Origin of the sequence: Suttonella sp. R2A3 (assembly GCF_021513215.1) — a bacterium.
Classification (GTDB): Bacteria; Pseudomonadota; Gammaproteobacteria; order Cardiobacteriales; family Cardiobacteriaceae; genus JAHUUI01.
This window is the reverse complement of the sequence record NZ_CP090975.1, coordinates 854,404-870,465: the sequence shown is the minus strand read 5'-3', so window position 1 is coordinate 870,465 and position 16,062 is coordinate 854,404. Positions and strand designations below refer to the sequence as shown.

Sequence of the window (16,062 nt, the reverse complement as noted above, 5' to 3'; positions counted from 1 at the left end):
ATGCGTTGGTTTTTTGCAATAATGCTGTGGTTTGTGATGCTGGTCGGGCGCGCGGAAACGCTGCCGGCCGCGGTCAATAATCTGCTTAACGAATATAATGTGCCGCGCGATGAGGTGAGCGTGTGGGTACAGGCCGTTGATGGCAGTGATCCATTGGTTGAGCTCAATGGCTACGCACAGCGCAATCCCGCTTCTGTGGCTAAGCTGCTCACTACTTCCGCTGGGTTAATCCGTTTGGGCGAGGATTATCGTTGGCAAACGCGTTTTTATGTCGATCAGATGCCCGATGCGCAAGGTGTGCTGCACGGGAATTTATACGTTGTGGGCGGTGGTGATCCGTTTTTGGTCGAGGAACGTTTAGAGCAAATAATCCGTGATTTGCAGGCGAAGGGCATTAAACGCATTACCGGCAATATTGTCCTTGATGAATCGCTGTATGTTTTAGATGCGCAGGCTCGCGACCGTGAGTCGTTTGATGGCAATCCATGGGCGGCGTATAACGCTGTGCCGAGTCCGTTAATGGTGAATTTCCGCACGGTTAAAATCACCATGCGCCCACAAGGCAATAATGTGGTGTTCGATGTTTGGCCAACGATGGCCAATTGGCAAGTTGAGAACCAGATGAGCGTGAACAGCGGTGCGTGTAGTAAAAATTACGCACCATCGGTGGCGATTGAGCGCGAAGGCGGCTATGCGACTGTGGTGCTTAAAGGGCGCTATAGCGTGGCGTGTGGTGAGCGCGAGTTGACTGTGGTGATGGGTGAGGCGAGCGAGCAGTTTTATTATCTCTTCCGCGAATTATGGTATCAAAACGGTGGGCAGCTCGATGGCACGGGCGCGATTGCTCAGCGACCAGCGTCTGCCAAGCTGTTTTATAGCGGCGAGTCGCTGCCGCTTAGTGAGCAAATCACCAAAATGAATCAGCTGAGTAATAATGTGATGACGCGGCAATTGATGCTGACCTTAGGCGCTGAAGTGTATGGCGCGCCGGGTTCGTTACAAAAAGGACGCGACGCCGTGGTTGATACGCTGAGTGTGTTTGGTGTGCCGACTGAAGGGATGATTATCGATAATGGCGCGGGGCTATCACGCGTCACGCGCACCACAGCGGCGCAGTTGGTGATGTTGCTGCGTAGCTTATATTATTCCGGCAAAGGTGAGGTGTTTATGGATTCGCTGTCGGTGGCTGGCGAGAATGGTACCCTCAAACGCCGTTTCCGTGGTGAGTCTTTGCAAGGGCGGGTGATCGGCAAAACGGGAACGCTCGATAGGGTGCGCGCGTTTGCTGGCTATGTGCGGGCGCGTAGTGGGCGCGATTATGTGGTGGTGATTATTGGTAATGGCCGTGCGGCGCTACCGAGTCGCTATATGCAGGATGATTTGATTCGTTGGGTGGATGAGCAGTGAAGCGATTTGGGTTGATGTTACTGGCGTTGTTGCTGGTGGCTTGTGGCGACAGTTTGCGTGATGAAGGTGCTTTGCCCGCAGGGAACTATGTGTTTGATTACAACACCAAGCAAAAAATGGAAGCACGCGGATTTCGCTGGGGCTCGCCTGTGTTTGTACGCATTTTTAAAGAAGAAGCGCTGCTTGAGGTGTGGATCAAAGGTGAAGGGGAGCGATTTGAACTGTTTCAGCAATATCCAATCTGTACGTTTTCTGGTGATTTAGGGCCCAAAAAGCGCCAAGGCGATAAGCAATCCCCAGAAGGATTTTACGCCTTTAGCTCGCGACACTTAAACCCGAATAGCCAGTATCACCTTTCTTTTAATTTGAACTATCCAAACGCCTATGACCGCGCGCATGGCTATACCGGTGATTATTTGATGGTACATGGTGAATGCGTTTCTGTAGGGTGTTATGCGATGGGAAACCGACAAATCGAAGAGATCTATACCTTGGTGAGCTCAGCGCTGCAGCATGGGCAGCCTTTTGTACGCGTGCATGCGTTTCCTTTTCGCCTGACCCAGGAAAACTTAGAGAAACATCGCCGACATCCAGCGAGTTCGTTTTGGCAAATGCTCCGCCCAGGCTATGACATTTTTGAGCGTACGCACATTCCGCCAGAAGTCGATGTGGTCGGTAAACGGTATGTGGTTCGGCCTTGAAGGATGCAGTTCAGACATTGAGATGTTGATGCCACCCCTAGTATCAATCCGTTAAACGTATTGCAGCCGTTTTGTCGCATTAGTCGCCGAAAAAACGTACAATAATGATGAACAAGTTACTCAAAAAAGTAGAGTAAATGGATGCTATCCAAGCCTATCAGTATCTTTCATCACCTAGTTATCCCCCCTTTAACACAGCTGCACCTAATCGTAAGTTGATAGCGATTATCGCGGTTTTGTTGGGTGGGATTCTGAGTACGGTGATTGTATAGCTTATAATGGCTTTCAATAATTATGAAAAAATAGTGACTAATTGATCGAGATGCTTTATGAATAAAAACCTTATCCAAAGATTTTCTGATAAATCTGCAGTTATTGCGATCGTCGGCCTAGGCTATGTTGGGCTTCCTTTGATGCTGCGCTATAACGGCATGGGCTTTAAAGTGATTGGTTTTGACATTGATGATTTTAAAGTGAATAAGCTCAATCAAGGCGAAAGCTATATCGAGCACATTCCTGCGGATAAGGTTAAAGCGGCATCTTCTAGTGGCTTTGAAGCGACTACAGACTTTTCGCGCATTGAAGAATGTGATGCGATTATTCTATGCGTGCCGACGCCACTGAATAAATATCGCGAACCTGATATGAGCTTTGTGATTAACACCACAGATATGGTTAAACCCTATCTACGAAAAGGGCAGGTGTTATCTTTAGAAAGTACCACCTATCCGGGCACTACAGAAGAAGAACTGTTGCCACGCATGCAGGAAAGTGGTTTCAAAGTCGGTGAAGACGTGTTCTTGGTGTATTCGCCCGAGCGCGAAGATCCGGGCAACCCAAATTTTGAAACGCGCACGATCCCTAAAGTGGTTGGTGGGTATGCGCCAGCATGTCTAGAGGTTGGCGTTGCTTTATATGAAGGAGTAATTGATAAAGTTGTGCCGGTGAGCTCAACGAAAGTAGCCGAAATGACTAAGCTGCTTGAAAATATCCACCGAGCAGTGAATATCGGCCTCGTTAATGAGATGAAAATTGTTGCCGATAAAATGGGTATTGATATCTTTGAAGTGATTGATGCGGCAGCGACCAAGCCATTTGGTTTTACGCCATACTATCCCGGCCCAGGACTCGGAGGACACTGCATACCCATCGATCCTTTCTACCTCACATGGAAGGCCAGAGAGTATGGCCTGCATACACGCTTTATTGAGCTTTCTGGTGAAGTGAATCGAGGAATGCCAGAATATGTGGTCTCTAAGTTAATCGAGGGGCTCAATGCGGCTGGTAAATCGGTAAAAGGCTCTAATATACTGGTGTTAGGCATAGCGTATAAGAAAAACGTTGACGACATGCGTGAGTCACCCTCGGTTGAAATCATGGAGCTTATAGAAGCAAGGGGCGGGATCGTCGCCTACAGCGATCCGCATGTGCCAGTGTTCCCTAAAATGCGAGAGCACAGCTTTGAACTATCTAGCGTTGCGCTAGATGCTACAACGATTGAGCGCTATGACGCAGTGGTGCTTGCGACCGATCATAATAAATTCGACTATGAACTCATCCTAAAACATGCGCCGTTGATCATAGACTCGCGTGGTATATACCGTGGTTCATATGACAATGTTGTCCCGGCATAATCAAAACCCATTCATGAAAGGCATCATATGAAGAATTTTGCACTGATTGGTGCGGCTGGCTATATCGCACCTCGCCATTTAAAAGCGATTAAAGACACTGGGAATAACTTAGTTGTAGCGATGGATGTTAATGACTCTGTGGGTATCATGGACAGTCATTTTCCTGAAGCTGAATTTTTTACCGAGTTTGAATCATTCGCCGCCTACGTTGACGATCAGAAATTCCAAGGTAATAAATTAGATTACGTCTCTATCTGTTCACCAAATTACCTACATGCCCCACACATGAAATATGCCTTGATGAATGGCATAGATGTGATCTGTGAAAAGCCTTTGGTGCTGCATTCACAAGATATAGACATGCTCGCTGAATATGAAAAAAAATACGGTGCTAAAGTCTATTCCATCTTACAGCTGCGCCTGCATCATGCGATTGTCGCATTGCGTGAGAAAGTCGCTGCTGCGCCAAAAGATAAAATCTTTGATGTAGACCTCACCTACTTAACCTCACGCGGTAAATGGTACATGAAGTCGTGGAAGGGCCTTGATGAAAAATCTGGTGGCGTTGCGACCAATATTGGTGTGCATTTTTACGACATGCTGCATTTTATCTTTGGCAAGATCGTTAAAGCAGAAGTACATTATCGTGACGAACAAACTAGCGCTGGCTACTTAGAATATGAGCGTGCACGTGTGCGCTGGTTCTTATCGATCGATGCTAACAACTTACCTAGCAACGCGGTCAAAGGCGAAAAGCTCACCTACCGCAGCATTACCATCGAAGGTGAAGAATTAGAGTTTTCCGGTGGTTTTACCGAGCTGCACACCGAAAGCTATAAAAACATATTAGCGGGTAAAGGCTATGGTTTGGAAGAAAACCGCACCGCTATAGAGACTGTAGAAAAACTACGCCTGCAGCCCATCACTGAAAACCCAGAACATGCCCACCCTTTATTGGCCAAGGTAAAGCCATGAGCTTTTATCAGCACGAAAGTGCCATTGTTGATGAAGGTGCACAAATAGGCGAAGGCTCACGTGTGTGGCACTTTGTGCATGTGTGTGGTGGTGCACGCATCGGTAAGGGTGTATCTTTGGGGCAAAATGTCTTTGTTGGCAACAAAGTGACCATTGGTGACTACTGTAAAGTGCAGAACAACGTGTCTGTATACGACAATGTTCACCTAGAAGAGGGCGTATTTTGTGGTCCTAGCATGGTATTCACCAATGTTTATAACCCACGCTCACTCATTGAGCGCAAAAATGAGTATCTTGATACGCTGGTTAAAAAAGGCGCTACCTTAGGCGCTAACTGTACCATCGTCTGTGGCATAACCATCGGTGAATACGCCTTTGTAGGCGCAGGCGCAGTAGTTAATAAAAATGTCCCTGCTTACGCACTTATGGTCGGTGTACCTGCTAAGCAAATTGGCTGGATGAGCGAGTTTGGTGAGCAGCTAGACTTACCGTTAACAGGCAATAGCCAAATAACCTGCACCCACACGGGCGATATCTATAAATTAATTGATGGCACATTAAGTAAAATTTCTGCGGAGTAACCATGCAATTTATCGACCTAGCTGCTCAGTACCAGCACCTTAAATCAAAAATAGACCAACGCATCCAGGCTGTACTGAACCATGGTCAATACATCATGGGCCCTGAAGTAACCGAGTTAGAGGCGCAGCTTGCCGACTACGTAGGCGTTAAGCACGCCATCACATGCGCTAACGGAACCGATGCACTTACGCTCGCCCTAATGGCACTAAATATAGGGAAAGGCGATGCAGTATTAGTACCTACCTTTACCTTCTTCGCTTCTGCAGAAACTGTGGCTTTTGCCAATGCTACCCCAGTGTTTGTAGATTCAGACCCTAATACTTTTAACATCTGCCCAGTCGATTTAGAAAAGCGCATTCAAGCAGTACAGGCAAAAGGCAGACTAACGCTTAAAGCTATTATGGCGGTTGATCTATTTGGGTTACCCGCTAACTACCCAGCCATTCAAGAAATTGCCGATAAATACGACCTAAAAATTATTGCCGATTCTGCACAAGGCTTTGGCGGCGAGATTAACGGCCAGCGTGCCGGCAGCTTTGGTGATATTGCTAGTACGAGCTTCTTTCCAGCCAAAACCCTAGGCTGCTATGGCGACGGCGGCGCGGTATTTACCAATAACGACCACTACGCCGAACTAATCAAGTCTTACCGTGTACATGGCAAAGGCCAAGATAAATACGACAATGTACGCATTGGTGTAAACAGCCGTTTAGATACCATTCAAGCTGCCATCCTGTTAGAAAAACTAGCCGCCTTCCCGCAAGAGCTAAAAAATCGCAATGCCCTAGCTGATTTTTATCAAAAATACCTAAGTGAAAGATTTAACACGCCCCTAGTGCCAACAGGCTATGTAAGCTCTTGGGCACAATATACCCTAGTGGCAGAAAATCGTGACCACCACATGGCCAAACTAAAAGAAAAAGGTGTGCCCAGTATGGTGTACTACGGCACCTGCATGCACCAACAAACCGCTTTTAAAGACTTGGGTTATAAGCAAGGTGATTTCCCAGTAGCAGAACAACTCGCCAAAACGGTATTCAGCTTGCCAATGCATCCGTATATGGATGAAGAACAGCGTATGAAAGTCACCAAGGCTGCTAACAGCTAATGCTTGCTATTAACAAAAAATTATTAGGAAAAGGAGGCATATTCCTTTTTGCCAACATTTTAAATGCAGCAATCCCTTTTTTTATGCTGCCCATTCTGACCCGTGTCCTAACACCCGAAGATTATGGAATAGTGGCTATGTTCGCCATTTTTCTATCTTTTGCTAATACTTTTGTCGGTCTGAGTGTACATGGTGCTATCAACGTTCAATACTTCAAGTTAGAACAAAAGCGATTTTCAGAATACGTTACTAACTGCTTAATACTCTTATTAATTAGCGCTAGCTTAGTTTTTTTAACAGTTTTATTGCTGGGCTCGTATTTTGAAAGCGTTGTGGGCATACCTTACAAGTGGATGCTAATCGGTGTTACAGTCTCATTTTTTCAGTTTTTAATCACAATACGTCTTTCAATCTGGGTTGTAACCGGAGCCGCAAAAGAGTACGGCTCCCTACAAGTCTCGAGGACTTTTGTTAACGCAGGACTTTCTTTATTCTTTATTTTTAGCATAGGCCTGCTCTGGGAGGGGCGTTTACTAGGGCAAGTGGTTGCTGCAGTGGCTTTTGGGATTCTCGCATTTATATTGGTAACCCGATCAGGTTACTTGGTGAAGCCTCAAAATACCAAGTCTGATATTAAAAATGCTTTGTTATTTGGTCTGCCTTTGATCCCACATGCTATAGGTGGTTTTTTAATGGTCAGCACTGACCGAGTTATGCTGGCTAATATGCTAGATATTACTGTAGTAGGAATATACATGGTTGGTTTACAACTTGGCCAAGCTATGAGTCTCTTAGCTGATTCATTCAACAAAGTTTATGCACCCTGGATAATGAAAAACTTATCAAACCCTGAAATTAACAAGGAAAAACTGGTTAAAAACTCTTATATCATGATGATAGCTTTCCTCGTTGTGGGTTTACTTTGGGGATTGGTAGCCATGATCGGATTGCCCTACATAGTTGGGGAAAGGTTTATGGCTGCAAAGTCAGTAATTATTTATATGTGTTTGGCTCATGCATTTACAGCACTATATAATATAGTGGGTAATTATATTTTTTATGCTGAGAAAACGAAAGTGCTAGCTATCATCACTTTTTCTGTAGCTATTATAAATATTCCTCTTACCTATTTTTTGGTTAGGATATATGGAATTGAAGGTGCTGCGTTAGCATTTTTAATTGCGCAAATTTTATTTTTTTTAGCAACTTGGTTTCTTTCTAACAAGGTACTTCCCATGCCTTGGTTGACATTCTTAAAGGTAAAACAGAATGCTTAATTTGATCGGTCGTAGTCAGGCTTTATTTAATGATGATCTTTTCGTCCACCATGGTGACCTAGACCAAGTAGTGCACCAATCTCGCTTTCTCGTGCTAGGCGGTGCAGGCTCTATCGGTCAGGCAGTTACCAAAGAGATTTTTAAACGCAACCCTAAAACCCTCCACGTTGTTGATCTTAGTGAAAATAATATGGTTGAGTTGGTTCGTGATATCAGAAGTTCATTTGGCTATATTGATGGCGATTTTCAGACCTTTGCGCTTGATATTAGTAGCCGTGAGTACGATGCCTTTATCGCACAAGATGGTGAGTACGACTATGTGCTTAATCTTTCAGCGCTTAAGCATGTACGCAGTGAGAAAGACCCGTTTACCTTGATGCGCATGATCGAAACCAATATTTTAAATACCGATAAAACCCTACAACAGTCCATCGATAAAGGCGTTAAAAAATATTTTTGTGTGAGTACAGACAAAGCGGCTAACCCAGTTAACATGATGGGGGCTAGCAAGCGCATTATGGAAATGTTTGTCATGCGTAAGTCTGAACAAATAAAGGTCTCTATGGCTCGCTTTGCTAATGTGGCTTTTAGTGACGGTTCTCTATTACACGGTTTTGACCAGCGCATAAAAAAGCAGCAACCTATCGTCGCTCCAAATGATATAAAGCGTTATTTCGTTACACCACAAGAGTCTGGCGAGCTCTGCTTAATGAGCTGTATATTCGGTGAAAACAGAGATATTTTCTTCCCCAAACTGAGTGAAAACCTACACTTAATCACTTTTGCTGATATAGCCAAAAAATACTTAGAAAGATTAGGTTATGAGCCGCATTTGTGTGCATCGGAAGACGAAGCACGAGAGCTTGCAAAAAGCTTGCCTGCAGAAAAGAAATGGCCTTGTCTGTTTACTAGTAGTGACACTACTGGCGAAAAAGATTTCGAAGAATTTTTCACTGACCAAGAAACGCTTGATATGGAACGATTTGTTAACCTTGGTGTCATCAAAAATGAGGTAAATTACAACACAGAGCTACTTAAATATTTTGAAAGTAGCATCGAGAATATGCTGCAGCAAAAAAAATGGAGCAAAGAAGAAATAGTACAATTGTTCTTCGAGATGATTCCTGATTTTGGCCATAAAGAAACCGGAAAATATCTCGACGGGAAGATGTAACGATGCAGCCTCTTATTGATTTTATCCGTGAAGCATTTGCGCAACAAGACTTTATTCCGCTGCATGAGCCACGCTTCATGGGCAATGAAAAAAAATACTTAAATGAATGTATTGATTCTACCTTTGTATCGAGTGTAGGAAAATTCGTTGATGAATTTGAGCGTAAATTTGCTGAGTATGTTGGTGCAAAATATGCAGTAGCTACCATGAATGGCACAGCAGCGCTCCATCTTTCATTGGTGCTTGCAGGTGCGGACAAAAATACTGAAGTAATTACTCAACCGCTAACCTTTATTGCAACCACAAATGCAATTAGCTACTGCGGTGCACAGCCTATTTTTATTGATGTTGATAAAGACACCCTAGGTATGAGCCCCACAGCGCTACGTCATTTTCTGACTGAAAATGCAAAAGTTGAAAACGGCAAATGCATCAATATAAGTTCTGGCAAAGTCATTCAAGCTTGCCTTCCAATGCACACCTTTGGACACCCTTGCCGTATAAATGAAATAGCAGAGATTTGCCAACAGTGGCATCTTGTTTTGGTGGAAGACGCTGCAGAAAGTTTAGGCAGTTATTACAAGAATAAGCACACGGGTACTTTTGGCCAACTAGGCACATTCAGCTTTAACGGCAATAAAGTCATCACTAGCGGTGGAGGCGGTGTCATTGTCACCGATGATGACGTACTGGCAAAAAAAGCAAAGCACTTAAGTACCACAGCAAAAATGCCGCATTTGTTTGAATATGTGCATGATTATATTGGCTACAATTATCGACTGCCAAATTTAAATGCTGCGCTACTGGTTGCGCAAATGGAACAGCTTGATAGCTTTTTAGTGGCGAAGAGAAAATTAGCACAAGAGTACAAAGCCTTTTGCGCAGAAAATGATATTTATTGGGTGCAAGAGCCGGCAGACAGTCAATCAAATTACTGGTTACAGGCAGTTATTCTAGAACAGTGTTGATGAGCGCAATGCTTTTCTTGCCTCCAGCAACGAACAAGGCGTAATGACACGGCCAATATGGCGCCTTATGAACGAACTCCCTATGTTTGAGCACTGCCAGCATGGAGAGCTAACTAACGCAAAATGGCTAGAGCAACATGTTGTTAATATACCCAGTTCGGTGCCGATATAGATTAATTAAGAAGCGAAGATGAAAAATCAAAATTTAATATTGTGGGAAGAGATCTTTGCAAACAATGAATGGGGTAAATATCCAGCTTTATCAGTTATAAAGTTTATTGCAAGAAGCTTTTATAAAGTACCAAATAGAAAAGAGATAAAAATTTTAGAAATTGGTTCAGGAACAGGAGCGAATCTTTGGTTTTGCGCAAGAGAAGGATTCAGTGTTATAGCTCTTGAAGGAAGTCAAAGTGCTATTAATACGATGAAAAAAAGATTTGAAGAAGAGAGAATAGATTCAAATGTCTTAAAGTATAGTTGTGGTGATTATTATAAGACTTTAGATGAGATTGAAAATAATTCTCTTAATGCCATTATTGATATGGAAAGTCTATATTGTAATTCATTTTATTATTCTAGAAAAAATCATAGAAAAGTGTTTTGAGAAGTTAAAAACAAAGGGTAAATTTTTATCGCAAACTTTTGCTGATGGCACATGGGGGCTTAGTGGTAAAGAATGTGATTATCATGCAGTTATTCCAGATAGTGGTCCAATTGCAGGAAAAGGATTCGCTCGTTATACAACGTATAATGATATTAAAAAACTTTATAAACTCGATAATAATATTATACTAGATATTAGAAGTATAGAAGAAAATTTTATGAATGGTAATGTAATAAAGGAATGGATCATTGAACTGCAAAAAGTTTAATCTGCTTAATGATATTTATTACCAGGATAGTTATTCGAAGCTTTATTTGGCAGGCGATGGAGAGCTATTTGACTATGTTTTTAAAGATGGTGAGAAGTATATTTCCTTCTATTCAATTAAGCGAAAGATTGAAAATGTTTATGGAGTTCCTGTTGAAGAAGAGCTTTATGATCTGGAAACGCCATATGGCTATGGTGGTCCACTAACGAATAGTAATGATACTGCTTTTTTAAATTCAGCTTTTGAAGCCTACCGCCAACATTGTATTAAAGAAAAGATTGTTTGCGAGTTCATTAGGTTTCATCCTTTTAATACATTGTCGCGGCATAGCTCACTGTTTGATTTTATCTTGAAAGAAAGAACTGTGGTGATGGTTGATTTATCTTTGAGTACAGAGGCACGCTGGGCTCAGTATTCGAAGACAACTCGAAATGTGTTACGTAAAGCTTATAAGAAGCTCAGTTATGAATATGGCAGTAAGAGTTTTGATGATTTCAAACAACTGTATGACTTAACAATGAATAAAAACTCTGCAGAAGAATTTTATTATTTCAAGCCTGAGTACTTTGAAGGTCTGTCTTCAATCAGTGGGATTGAGTTGATTGAAGTGAAACTAGATAACGATATAGTTTCCTCAGGTTTTTTTATGTACGGTAGCGATATTTCTCATTATCACCTTTCTGCAAATAACCAAAGCTTCATGCGAGAAAACGGTAATTATCTCTTGCTGGACTGCGCATTTGAGCGTGCTAAAGAAAAAGGCTGCAGGTGGATGATGCTTGGCGGTGGAAGAACTGCGGATGAAAATGATAATTTATTTAAGTTCAAGTCTAAATTTTCGGATGTAAAGCTTCCTTTTTATATTGCGGGGGTCGATTTTATGCCGGAGGTCAGAGCCCGACTTAATAAAATGTGGCAGAATGAACATAATGATAAAATAACGCCTAAACTATTTCAGCTATATAGGAAGTGAGTGGATATCATGGAAAAGAAAACTTTTATTATTGCCGAGGCTGGTGTTAATCATAATGGAAATTTAGAGTTGGCGAAAAAGCTGATTGACGCTGCAGCTGGATCTGGAGCTGACGCAGTAAAATTCCAAACATTTAAAACGGAGCTATGTATATCTAAAAATACTGAAAAAGCCGACTACCAAAAACAAACCACAGGTTCAGAAGAATCTCAGTTTGATATGATCAAAAAGTTAGAGCTAAGCGAAGCTATGCATCATGAGCTTATCGCCTACTGCCAAGAAAAAAATATAGAGTTTTTATCTACCCCTTTTGATCACGATAGCATTAACTTCTTAAACACCTTGGGCCTTCAAACATTTAAAATCCCCAGTGGTGAGATAACAAACCTTCCTTATTTGCGGCATATCGGCAGGTTGAAAAAGCAGGTAATTCTATCTACGGGTATGGCAAACCTCGGTGAAATTGAGACAGCGCTTGATGTATTAATTGAATCAGGTACTAGCAAAAATAATATCACCATACTGCATGCAAATACTGAATACCCTACCCCAATGCAAGATGTTAACTTAAAAGCCATGGTAACCATTGGGAAGGCTTTTGATGTTGCTTACGGTTACAGCGACCACACGCGAGGCATCGAAGTGCCTATCGCTGCAGTTGCTTTGGGCGCTAAAGTTATCGAAAAACATTTCACTCTAGATAAAACAATGGAAGGCCCAGACCATAAAGCAAGCCTAGAGCCTGATGAGCTCAAAGCGATGGTTACAGCCATTCGTAATATCGAAATAGCACTAGGTAGTAGTATGAAAAAGCCTAGTCCGAGTGAATCAAAGAATAAGCCTATCGTACGCAAGTCATTAGTGGCTAAAACAGCAATAAATAAAGGCGATACATTTACCGAAGAGAACCTTTGTATTAAACGCCCTGGAACAGGCATTAATCCAATGTGCTGGGATGAAATATTAGGCACCGCAGCCCTACGAGATTATCAAGAGGATGACTTGATATGAGAAAAATCTGCGTAGTAACCGGCACACGAGCAGAATATGGGCTGCTATATTGGCTTATGAAAGAACTTCAGGCTGAGCCAACGTTTGAGTTGCAATTGATTGTGACTGGCATGCACCTTAGCCCAGAATTTGGGCTCACTTATCAAGAAATAGAAAAAGAATTTACGATCAACAAGAAGATTGAAATGCTATTGTCTTCTGATACTGCGGTTGGTATTTCAAAATCAATTGGTCTTGCGCAAATCAGTTTTGCTGAAGCTTATGATGAACTAAACCCCGACATTGTCGTTCTGTTAGGTGATCGCTATGAGATTTTTGCAGCAGCTAGTGCTGCGATGGTAGCAAAAATTCCTATAGCGCATTTACATGGTGGTGAAACGACTGAAGGCCTTATTGATGAATCTATTAGGCACAGTATTACAAAAATGAGCCACCTACACTTCACAGCAACCGAAGAATATTGCAATCGAGTTATCCAACTTGGAGAAGATCCTACGCGAGTCTTTAATGTAGGTGGAATGGGGATAGAGAATATCCATCGTTTGCAACTTTTGAGTAAAGAAGCATTTGAAGATTCGATTGATTTTAAGCTGGCAGAGAAAAATTTATTAATAACGTTTCACCCTGTTACGTTGGAAAGTGCGACTTCTGAGAATCAGTTTTCCGAGCTTTTAAAGGCGCTCGATGAATTAGAAGGTACACATTTAATTTTCACCAAAGCTAACTCAGACACTGATGGCCGTATTATCAACCAGATGATTGATGGATATGTTGCTAATAATAAGCACAAAGCGGTAGGTTTTACTTCACTGGGGCAGTTGAGGTATTTAAGCGCTTTGCAATATGTCGATGCCATGGTGGGTAATAGTTCTAGCGGGCTCGCTGAAGCACCAAGCTTTCATATCGGTACAATTAATATTGGTGACCGACAAGCAGGGCGTATTAAGGCAGATAGCGTGATTGACTGTGATCCTACCAAAGAGTCAATACAAAAAGCATTTGATAAACTTTATTCCTCACAGCTTCAACAGAGGCTTAAGAGTTCGATAAATCCTTATGGTGAAGGAAAAGCAGGCATCAAAATTGTTAAGGTTCTAAAGGATGCTAAACTAAAAAATATCCTTAAAAAGAAATTTTATAATTTAAAGGTTTAATATGCGTATCTTGTTAATTGGTACAGTAAAATTTTCCTATATGGCATTGGAACTTCTAATTAGGAAGAATGAGCAAGTGGTTGGTGTATGTACACAGCAGCGCTCAGACTTTAACAGTGATTTTGTGGATTTGTCGCCATTATGTAAAAAAAACAATATTCCTTTTATTTATACTTCTAATATAAATTCACCAGAAAGTATAGGCTGGATTAGAGCATTAGAGCCAGATATTATTTTTTGTTTTGGCTGGTCAAAATTGATCAAATCAGAACTATTAAACCTCACAAGCATAGGAGTTGTTGGATTTCACCCAACAGCATTACCTGAAAATAGAGGAAGGCACCCTATTATTTGGTCGCTTATTTTGGGCTTAGACCAAACGGCTTCTACATTTTTCTTTATGGAAGAAGGGGCTGATGATGGGGATTTATTATCCCAAGAGCGAGTATGTATTGGTTATGAAGATAATGCTCTCTCTTTATATAACAGGATAACAAATATTGCTTTGAAGCAAATAGAAGATTTTTTGCCGGATTTAAAAAAAGGTAATTATTTAAGAACTCCTCAACGTCATGAGCTTTCAAATCTTTGGAGAAAGCGTACCCCTCAAGATGGCTTGATAGATTTTAGAATGTCTAGTCGTGCAATATATAATTTAGTGCGAGGCTTATCAGAACCATATATTGGAGCGCATCTTCTACATAATGGAGTAGAAGTTAAGATATGGGAGATTGAAGAAGTTAAGTATGATAAAAATAACCTTGAGCCAGGCTTGGTTTTAGATTGCGAACGGAGCTTGTTAATTAAATGTTATGACGGCGCAGTGAAGATTATTAGACATGAATTTAGTAAATTGCCAGAAAAAGGTGAGTATTTATGAATAACAAGGTTTTGGTTATCGCTGTCCATCCAGATGATGAAACTCTTGGTTGCGGTGGTACGTTGCTCAAACATAAGGCGCAAGGGGATGCTATTCATTGGTTAATTGGTACAACAATTCCAGACAACCATCACTACTTTGATAAACGTGAGCAGGAGATTGATAAGGTTACGCAGCTTTATGTCTTTGATAGCGTACACAACCTACGTTTAAAAACGATGCAAGTGGATGAATACAGCATGAGCGAACTAATTAGCAAAATTTCAGCAGTAATTAAAGAAATCCAACCAAATATTATTTACTTACCGTTTAAGGCGGATGTTCATAGTGACCACCGTAAAATTTTTGATGCGGCATATAGCTGTACCAAATCGTTTCGTTATCCGTTTATTAGAAAAATTTATATGATGGAGACACTAAGTGAAACGGAGTTTGCGCCAAGCACTAAAGAAGATAGTTTTGTACCAAATGTATATAACGATATAAGTGAGTATCTTGAAAAGAAGTTAGATATTATGCAGGTGTTTGCAAGTGAAATAGGAGAACACCCTTTTCCAAGAAGCCATAAAAACATGAAGGCATTAGCAATTCTTCGTGGAGCTTCCGCAGGCTGTGAATACGCTGAAAGTTTCATGCTCCTTAAAGAGATTATCCAATGAAAAACTGGCAATCTATCCTTCTTTCACCTAAAACTAGCATCCGTGATGCGATGCGGTGCCTTGATCAAGGCTCGTTGCGTATTTGCATGGTTGTTAATGACAGGCAGCAGTTGTTAGGAACTGTGACAGATGGCGAAGTAATCCCTCCTCCATAAGATAAAAGGAGTTTTCAGTGGAATTTTCTCATAGAATGGTGGGGTAATGTAACCATCCCCTAAAATAGATAATACCCATTTAGAGTTCTCTGACGTAAACTGCGCAACAGGATAACGACAAATAAAGAAATCACGCTATAGCTAAACACAGATAGTCAAGATCCTCAAAGAAGTTGAAGGAGGACGACTCGTCAAGAAAGTTTGCCGGGAATACGGCATTGCTGATGCGGCCTACTACAACTGGAAGGGTAAGTATGGCGGCATGAGCGTCCCAGACATCAGGCGCCTAAAAGAGCTAGAACAGGAAAACCGCCGCCTTAAGCAGATGTATGCCGACCTCAGCCTAGAACACCACGTGTTGAAGGGTATCATCGAAAAAAAGCTTTAAAGCCAGCTGTCCTGTAAACCTCAGGCAATTCGTTGTGATAATGGCCCAGGCTACATTAGTCATCTGTTAGAAAATTGGGTGGCTAAAATATGATAGAGCTAAAGTTTATTCGGCCTAGAAACCCACAACAAAATGATTATATCT

Annotated in this window: 15 protein-coding genes and 2 pseudogenes; all 17 read left to right on the top strand. The window is 41.8% G+C overall.

The features are described 5' to 3' along the window. Entirely contained in the window at positions 1–1,407 is a 1,407-nt protein-coding gene (gene dacB / locus L0B52_RS04110; RefSeq protein WP_235065288.1) for a D-alanyl-D-alanine carboxypeptidase/D-alanyl-D-alanine-endopeptidase, read from the top strand. Further along, entirely contained in the window at positions 1,404–2,108 is a 705-nt protein-coding gene (locus tag L0B52_RS04105; protein ID WP_235065283.1) for a murein L,D-transpeptidase family protein, read from the top strand. The genes dacB and L0B52_RS04105 overlap by 4 nt, the downstream gene beginning before the upstream one ends. Positions 2,109–2,437: 329 nt before the next feature. Continuing rightward, positions 2,438–3,742, top strand: coding sequence for a nucleotide sugar dehydrogenase (locus tag L0B52_RS04100; RefSeq protein WP_235065282.1), 1,305 nt, complete (start codon positions 2,438–2,440; stop codon positions 3,740–3,742). A 27-nt stretch (positions 3,743–3,769) separates the two neighbouring features. Continuing rightward, positions 3,770–4,717: a Gfo/Idh/MocA family protein gene (locus tag L0B52_RS04095; RefSeq protein WP_235065281.1), complete on the top strand. Its 948-nt coding sequence runs from the start codon at positions 3,770–3,772 to the stop codon at positions 4,715–4,717. Beyond that, a complete protein-coding gene (locus tag L0B52_RS04090; protein ID WP_235065279.1) occupies positions 4,714–5,298 on the top strand; it encodes an acyltransferase in 585 nt (194 codons plus the stop codon). Before L0B52_RS04095 ends, L0B52_RS04090 begins: the two co-directional genes overlap by 4 nt. Positions 5,299–5,300: 2 nt before the next feature. Beyond that, a complete protein-coding gene (locus tag L0B52_RS04085) occupies positions 5,301–6,407 on the top strand; it encodes a DegT/DnrJ/EryC1/StrS aminotransferase family protein (protein ID WP_235065277.1) in 1,107 nt (368 codons plus the stop codon). After that, positions 6,407–7,684 carry a lipopolysaccharide biosynthesis protein gene (locus L0B52_RS04080; RefSeq protein WP_235065276.1) on the top strand — a complete coding sequence of 426 codons (1,278 nt, stop codon included), beginning with the start codon at positions 6,407–6,409 and terminating at the stop codon, positions 7,682–7,684. Before L0B52_RS04085 ends, L0B52_RS04080 begins: the two co-directional genes overlap by 1 nt. Next, the gene (locus L0B52_RS04075) at positions 7,677–8,858 is read left to right on the top strand and encodes a UDP-N-acetylglucosamine 4,6-dehydratase (protein ID WP_235065275.1); all 1,182 of its coding nucleotides are present in this window, start codon (positions 7,677–7,679) and stop codon (positions 8,856–8,858) included. The genes L0B52_RS04080 and L0B52_RS04075 overlap by 8 nt, the downstream gene beginning before the upstream one ends. A 2-nt stretch (positions 8,859–8,860) precedes the next feature. Next, positions 8,861–9,998: pseudogene (locus L0B52_RS04070) on the top strand (LegC family aminotransferase). 18 nt (positions 9,999–10,016) lie between these two features. Then, the gene (locus tag L0B52_RS04065) at positions 10,017–10,430 is read left to right on the top strand and encodes a bifunctional 2-polyprenyl-6-hydroxyphenol methylase/3-demethylubiquinol 3-O-methyltransferase UbiG (protein WP_235065273.1); all 414 of its coding nucleotides are present in this window, start codon (positions 10,017–10,019) and stop codon (positions 10,428–10,430) included. 248 nt (positions 10,431–10,678) lie between these two features. Beyond that, positions 10,679–11,671, top strand: a complete 993-nt coding sequence (locus tag L0B52_RS04060) for a peptidoglycan bridge formation glycyltransferase FemA/FemB family protein (RefSeq protein ID WP_235065272.1) — start codon at positions 10,679–10,681, stop codon at positions 11,669–11,671. Positions 11,672–11,680: 9 nt separating this feature from the next. Next, positions 11,681–12,682, top strand: coding sequence for an N-acetylneuraminate synthase (gene neuB / locus L0B52_RS04055; protein ID WP_235065270.1), 1,002 nt, complete (start codon positions 11,681–11,683; stop codon positions 12,680–12,682). Next, positions 12,679–13,836 (top strand): UDP-N-acetylglucosamine 2-epimerase, encoded by a 1,158-nt coding sequence (gene neuC, locus L0B52_RS04050; RefSeq protein WP_235065269.1) that lies wholly within the window; start codon positions 12,679–12,681, stop codon positions 13,834–13,836. The genes neuB and neuC overlap by 4 nt, the downstream gene beginning before the upstream one ends. Position 13,837: 1 nt before the next feature. Then, a complete protein-coding gene (locus tag L0B52_RS04045; protein ID WP_235065268.1) occupies positions 13,838–14,716 on the top strand; it encodes a formyltransferase family protein in 879 nt (292 codons plus the stop codon). Continuing rightward, a complete protein-coding gene (locus L0B52_RS04040) occupies positions 14,713–15,375 on the top strand; it encodes a PIG-L deacetylase family protein (protein ID WP_235065267.1) in 663 nt (220 codons plus the stop codon). The genes L0B52_RS04045 and L0B52_RS04040 overlap by 4 nt, the downstream gene beginning before the upstream one ends. Continuing rightward, positions 15,372–15,530, top strand: coding sequence for a CBS domain-containing protein (locus L0B52_RS09685; RefSeq protein WP_409202299.1), 159 nt, complete (start codon positions 15,372–15,374; stop codon positions 15,528–15,530). The genes L0B52_RS04040 and L0B52_RS09685 overlap by 4 nt, the downstream gene beginning before the upstream one ends. A 151-nt stretch (positions 15,531–15,681) precedes the next feature. Continuing rightward, positions 15,682–15,912, top strand: a pseudogene (locus L0B52_RS04035) (transposase); the annotation flags it as partial. Positions 15,913–16,062: the final 150 nt, after the last annotated feature.

What these genes read in the sequence shown, in the direction of transcription:
- dacB (WP_235065288.1), top strand. Translation starts at nt 1, where the DNA reads ATGCGTTGGTTTTTTGCAATAATGCTGTGGTTTGTGATGCTGGTCGGG.
- L0B52_RS04100 (WP_235065282.1), top strand. Translation starts at nt 2,438, where the DNA reads ATGAATAAAAACCTTATCCAAAGATTTTCTGATAAATCTGCAGTTATT.
- L0B52_RS04095 (WP_235065281.1), top strand. Translation starts at nt 3,770, where the DNA reads ATGAAGAATTTTGCACTGATTGGTGCGGCTGGCTATATCGCACCTCGC.
- L0B52_RS04090 (WP_235065279.1), top strand. Translation starts at nt 4,714, where the DNA reads ATGAGCTTTTATCAGCACGAAAGTGCCATTGTTGATGAAGGTGCACAA.
- L0B52_RS04085 (WP_235065277.1), top strand. Translation starts at nt 5,301, where the DNA reads ATGCAATTTATCGACCTAGCTGCTCAGTACCAGCACCTTAAATCAAAA.
- L0B52_RS04080 (WP_235065276.1), top strand. Translation starts at nt 6,407, where the DNA reads ATGCTTGCTATTAACAAAAAATTATTAGGAAAAGGAGGCATATTCCTT.
- L0B52_RS04075 (WP_235065275.1), top strand. Translation starts at nt 7,677, where the DNA reads ATGCTTAATTTGATCGGTCGTAGTCAGGCTTTATTTAATGATGATCTT.
- L0B52_RS04065 (WP_235065273.1), top strand. Translation starts at nt 10,017, where the DNA reads ATGAAAAATCAAAATTTAATATTGTGGGAAGAGATCTTTGCAAACAAT.
- neuB (WP_235065270.1), top strand. Translation starts at nt 11,681, where the DNA reads ATGGAAAAGAAAACTTTTATTATTGCCGAGGCTGGTGTTAATCATAAT.
- neuC (WP_235065269.1), top strand. Translation starts at nt 12,679, where the DNA reads ATGAGAAAAATCTGCGTAGTAACCGGCACACGAGCAGAATATGGGCTG.
- L0B52_RS04045 (WP_235065268.1), top strand. Translation starts at nt 13,838, where the DNA reads ATGCGTATCTTGTTAATTGGTACAGTAAAATTTTCCTATATGGCATTG.
- L0B52_RS04040 (WP_235065267.1), top strand. Translation starts at nt 14,713, where the DNA reads ATGAATAACAAGGTTTTGGTTATCGCTGTCCATCCAGATGATGAAACT.
- L0B52_RS09685 (WP_409202299.1), top strand. Translation starts at nt 15,372, where the DNA reads ATGAAAAACTGGCAATCTATCCTTCTTTCACCTAAAACTAGCATCCGT.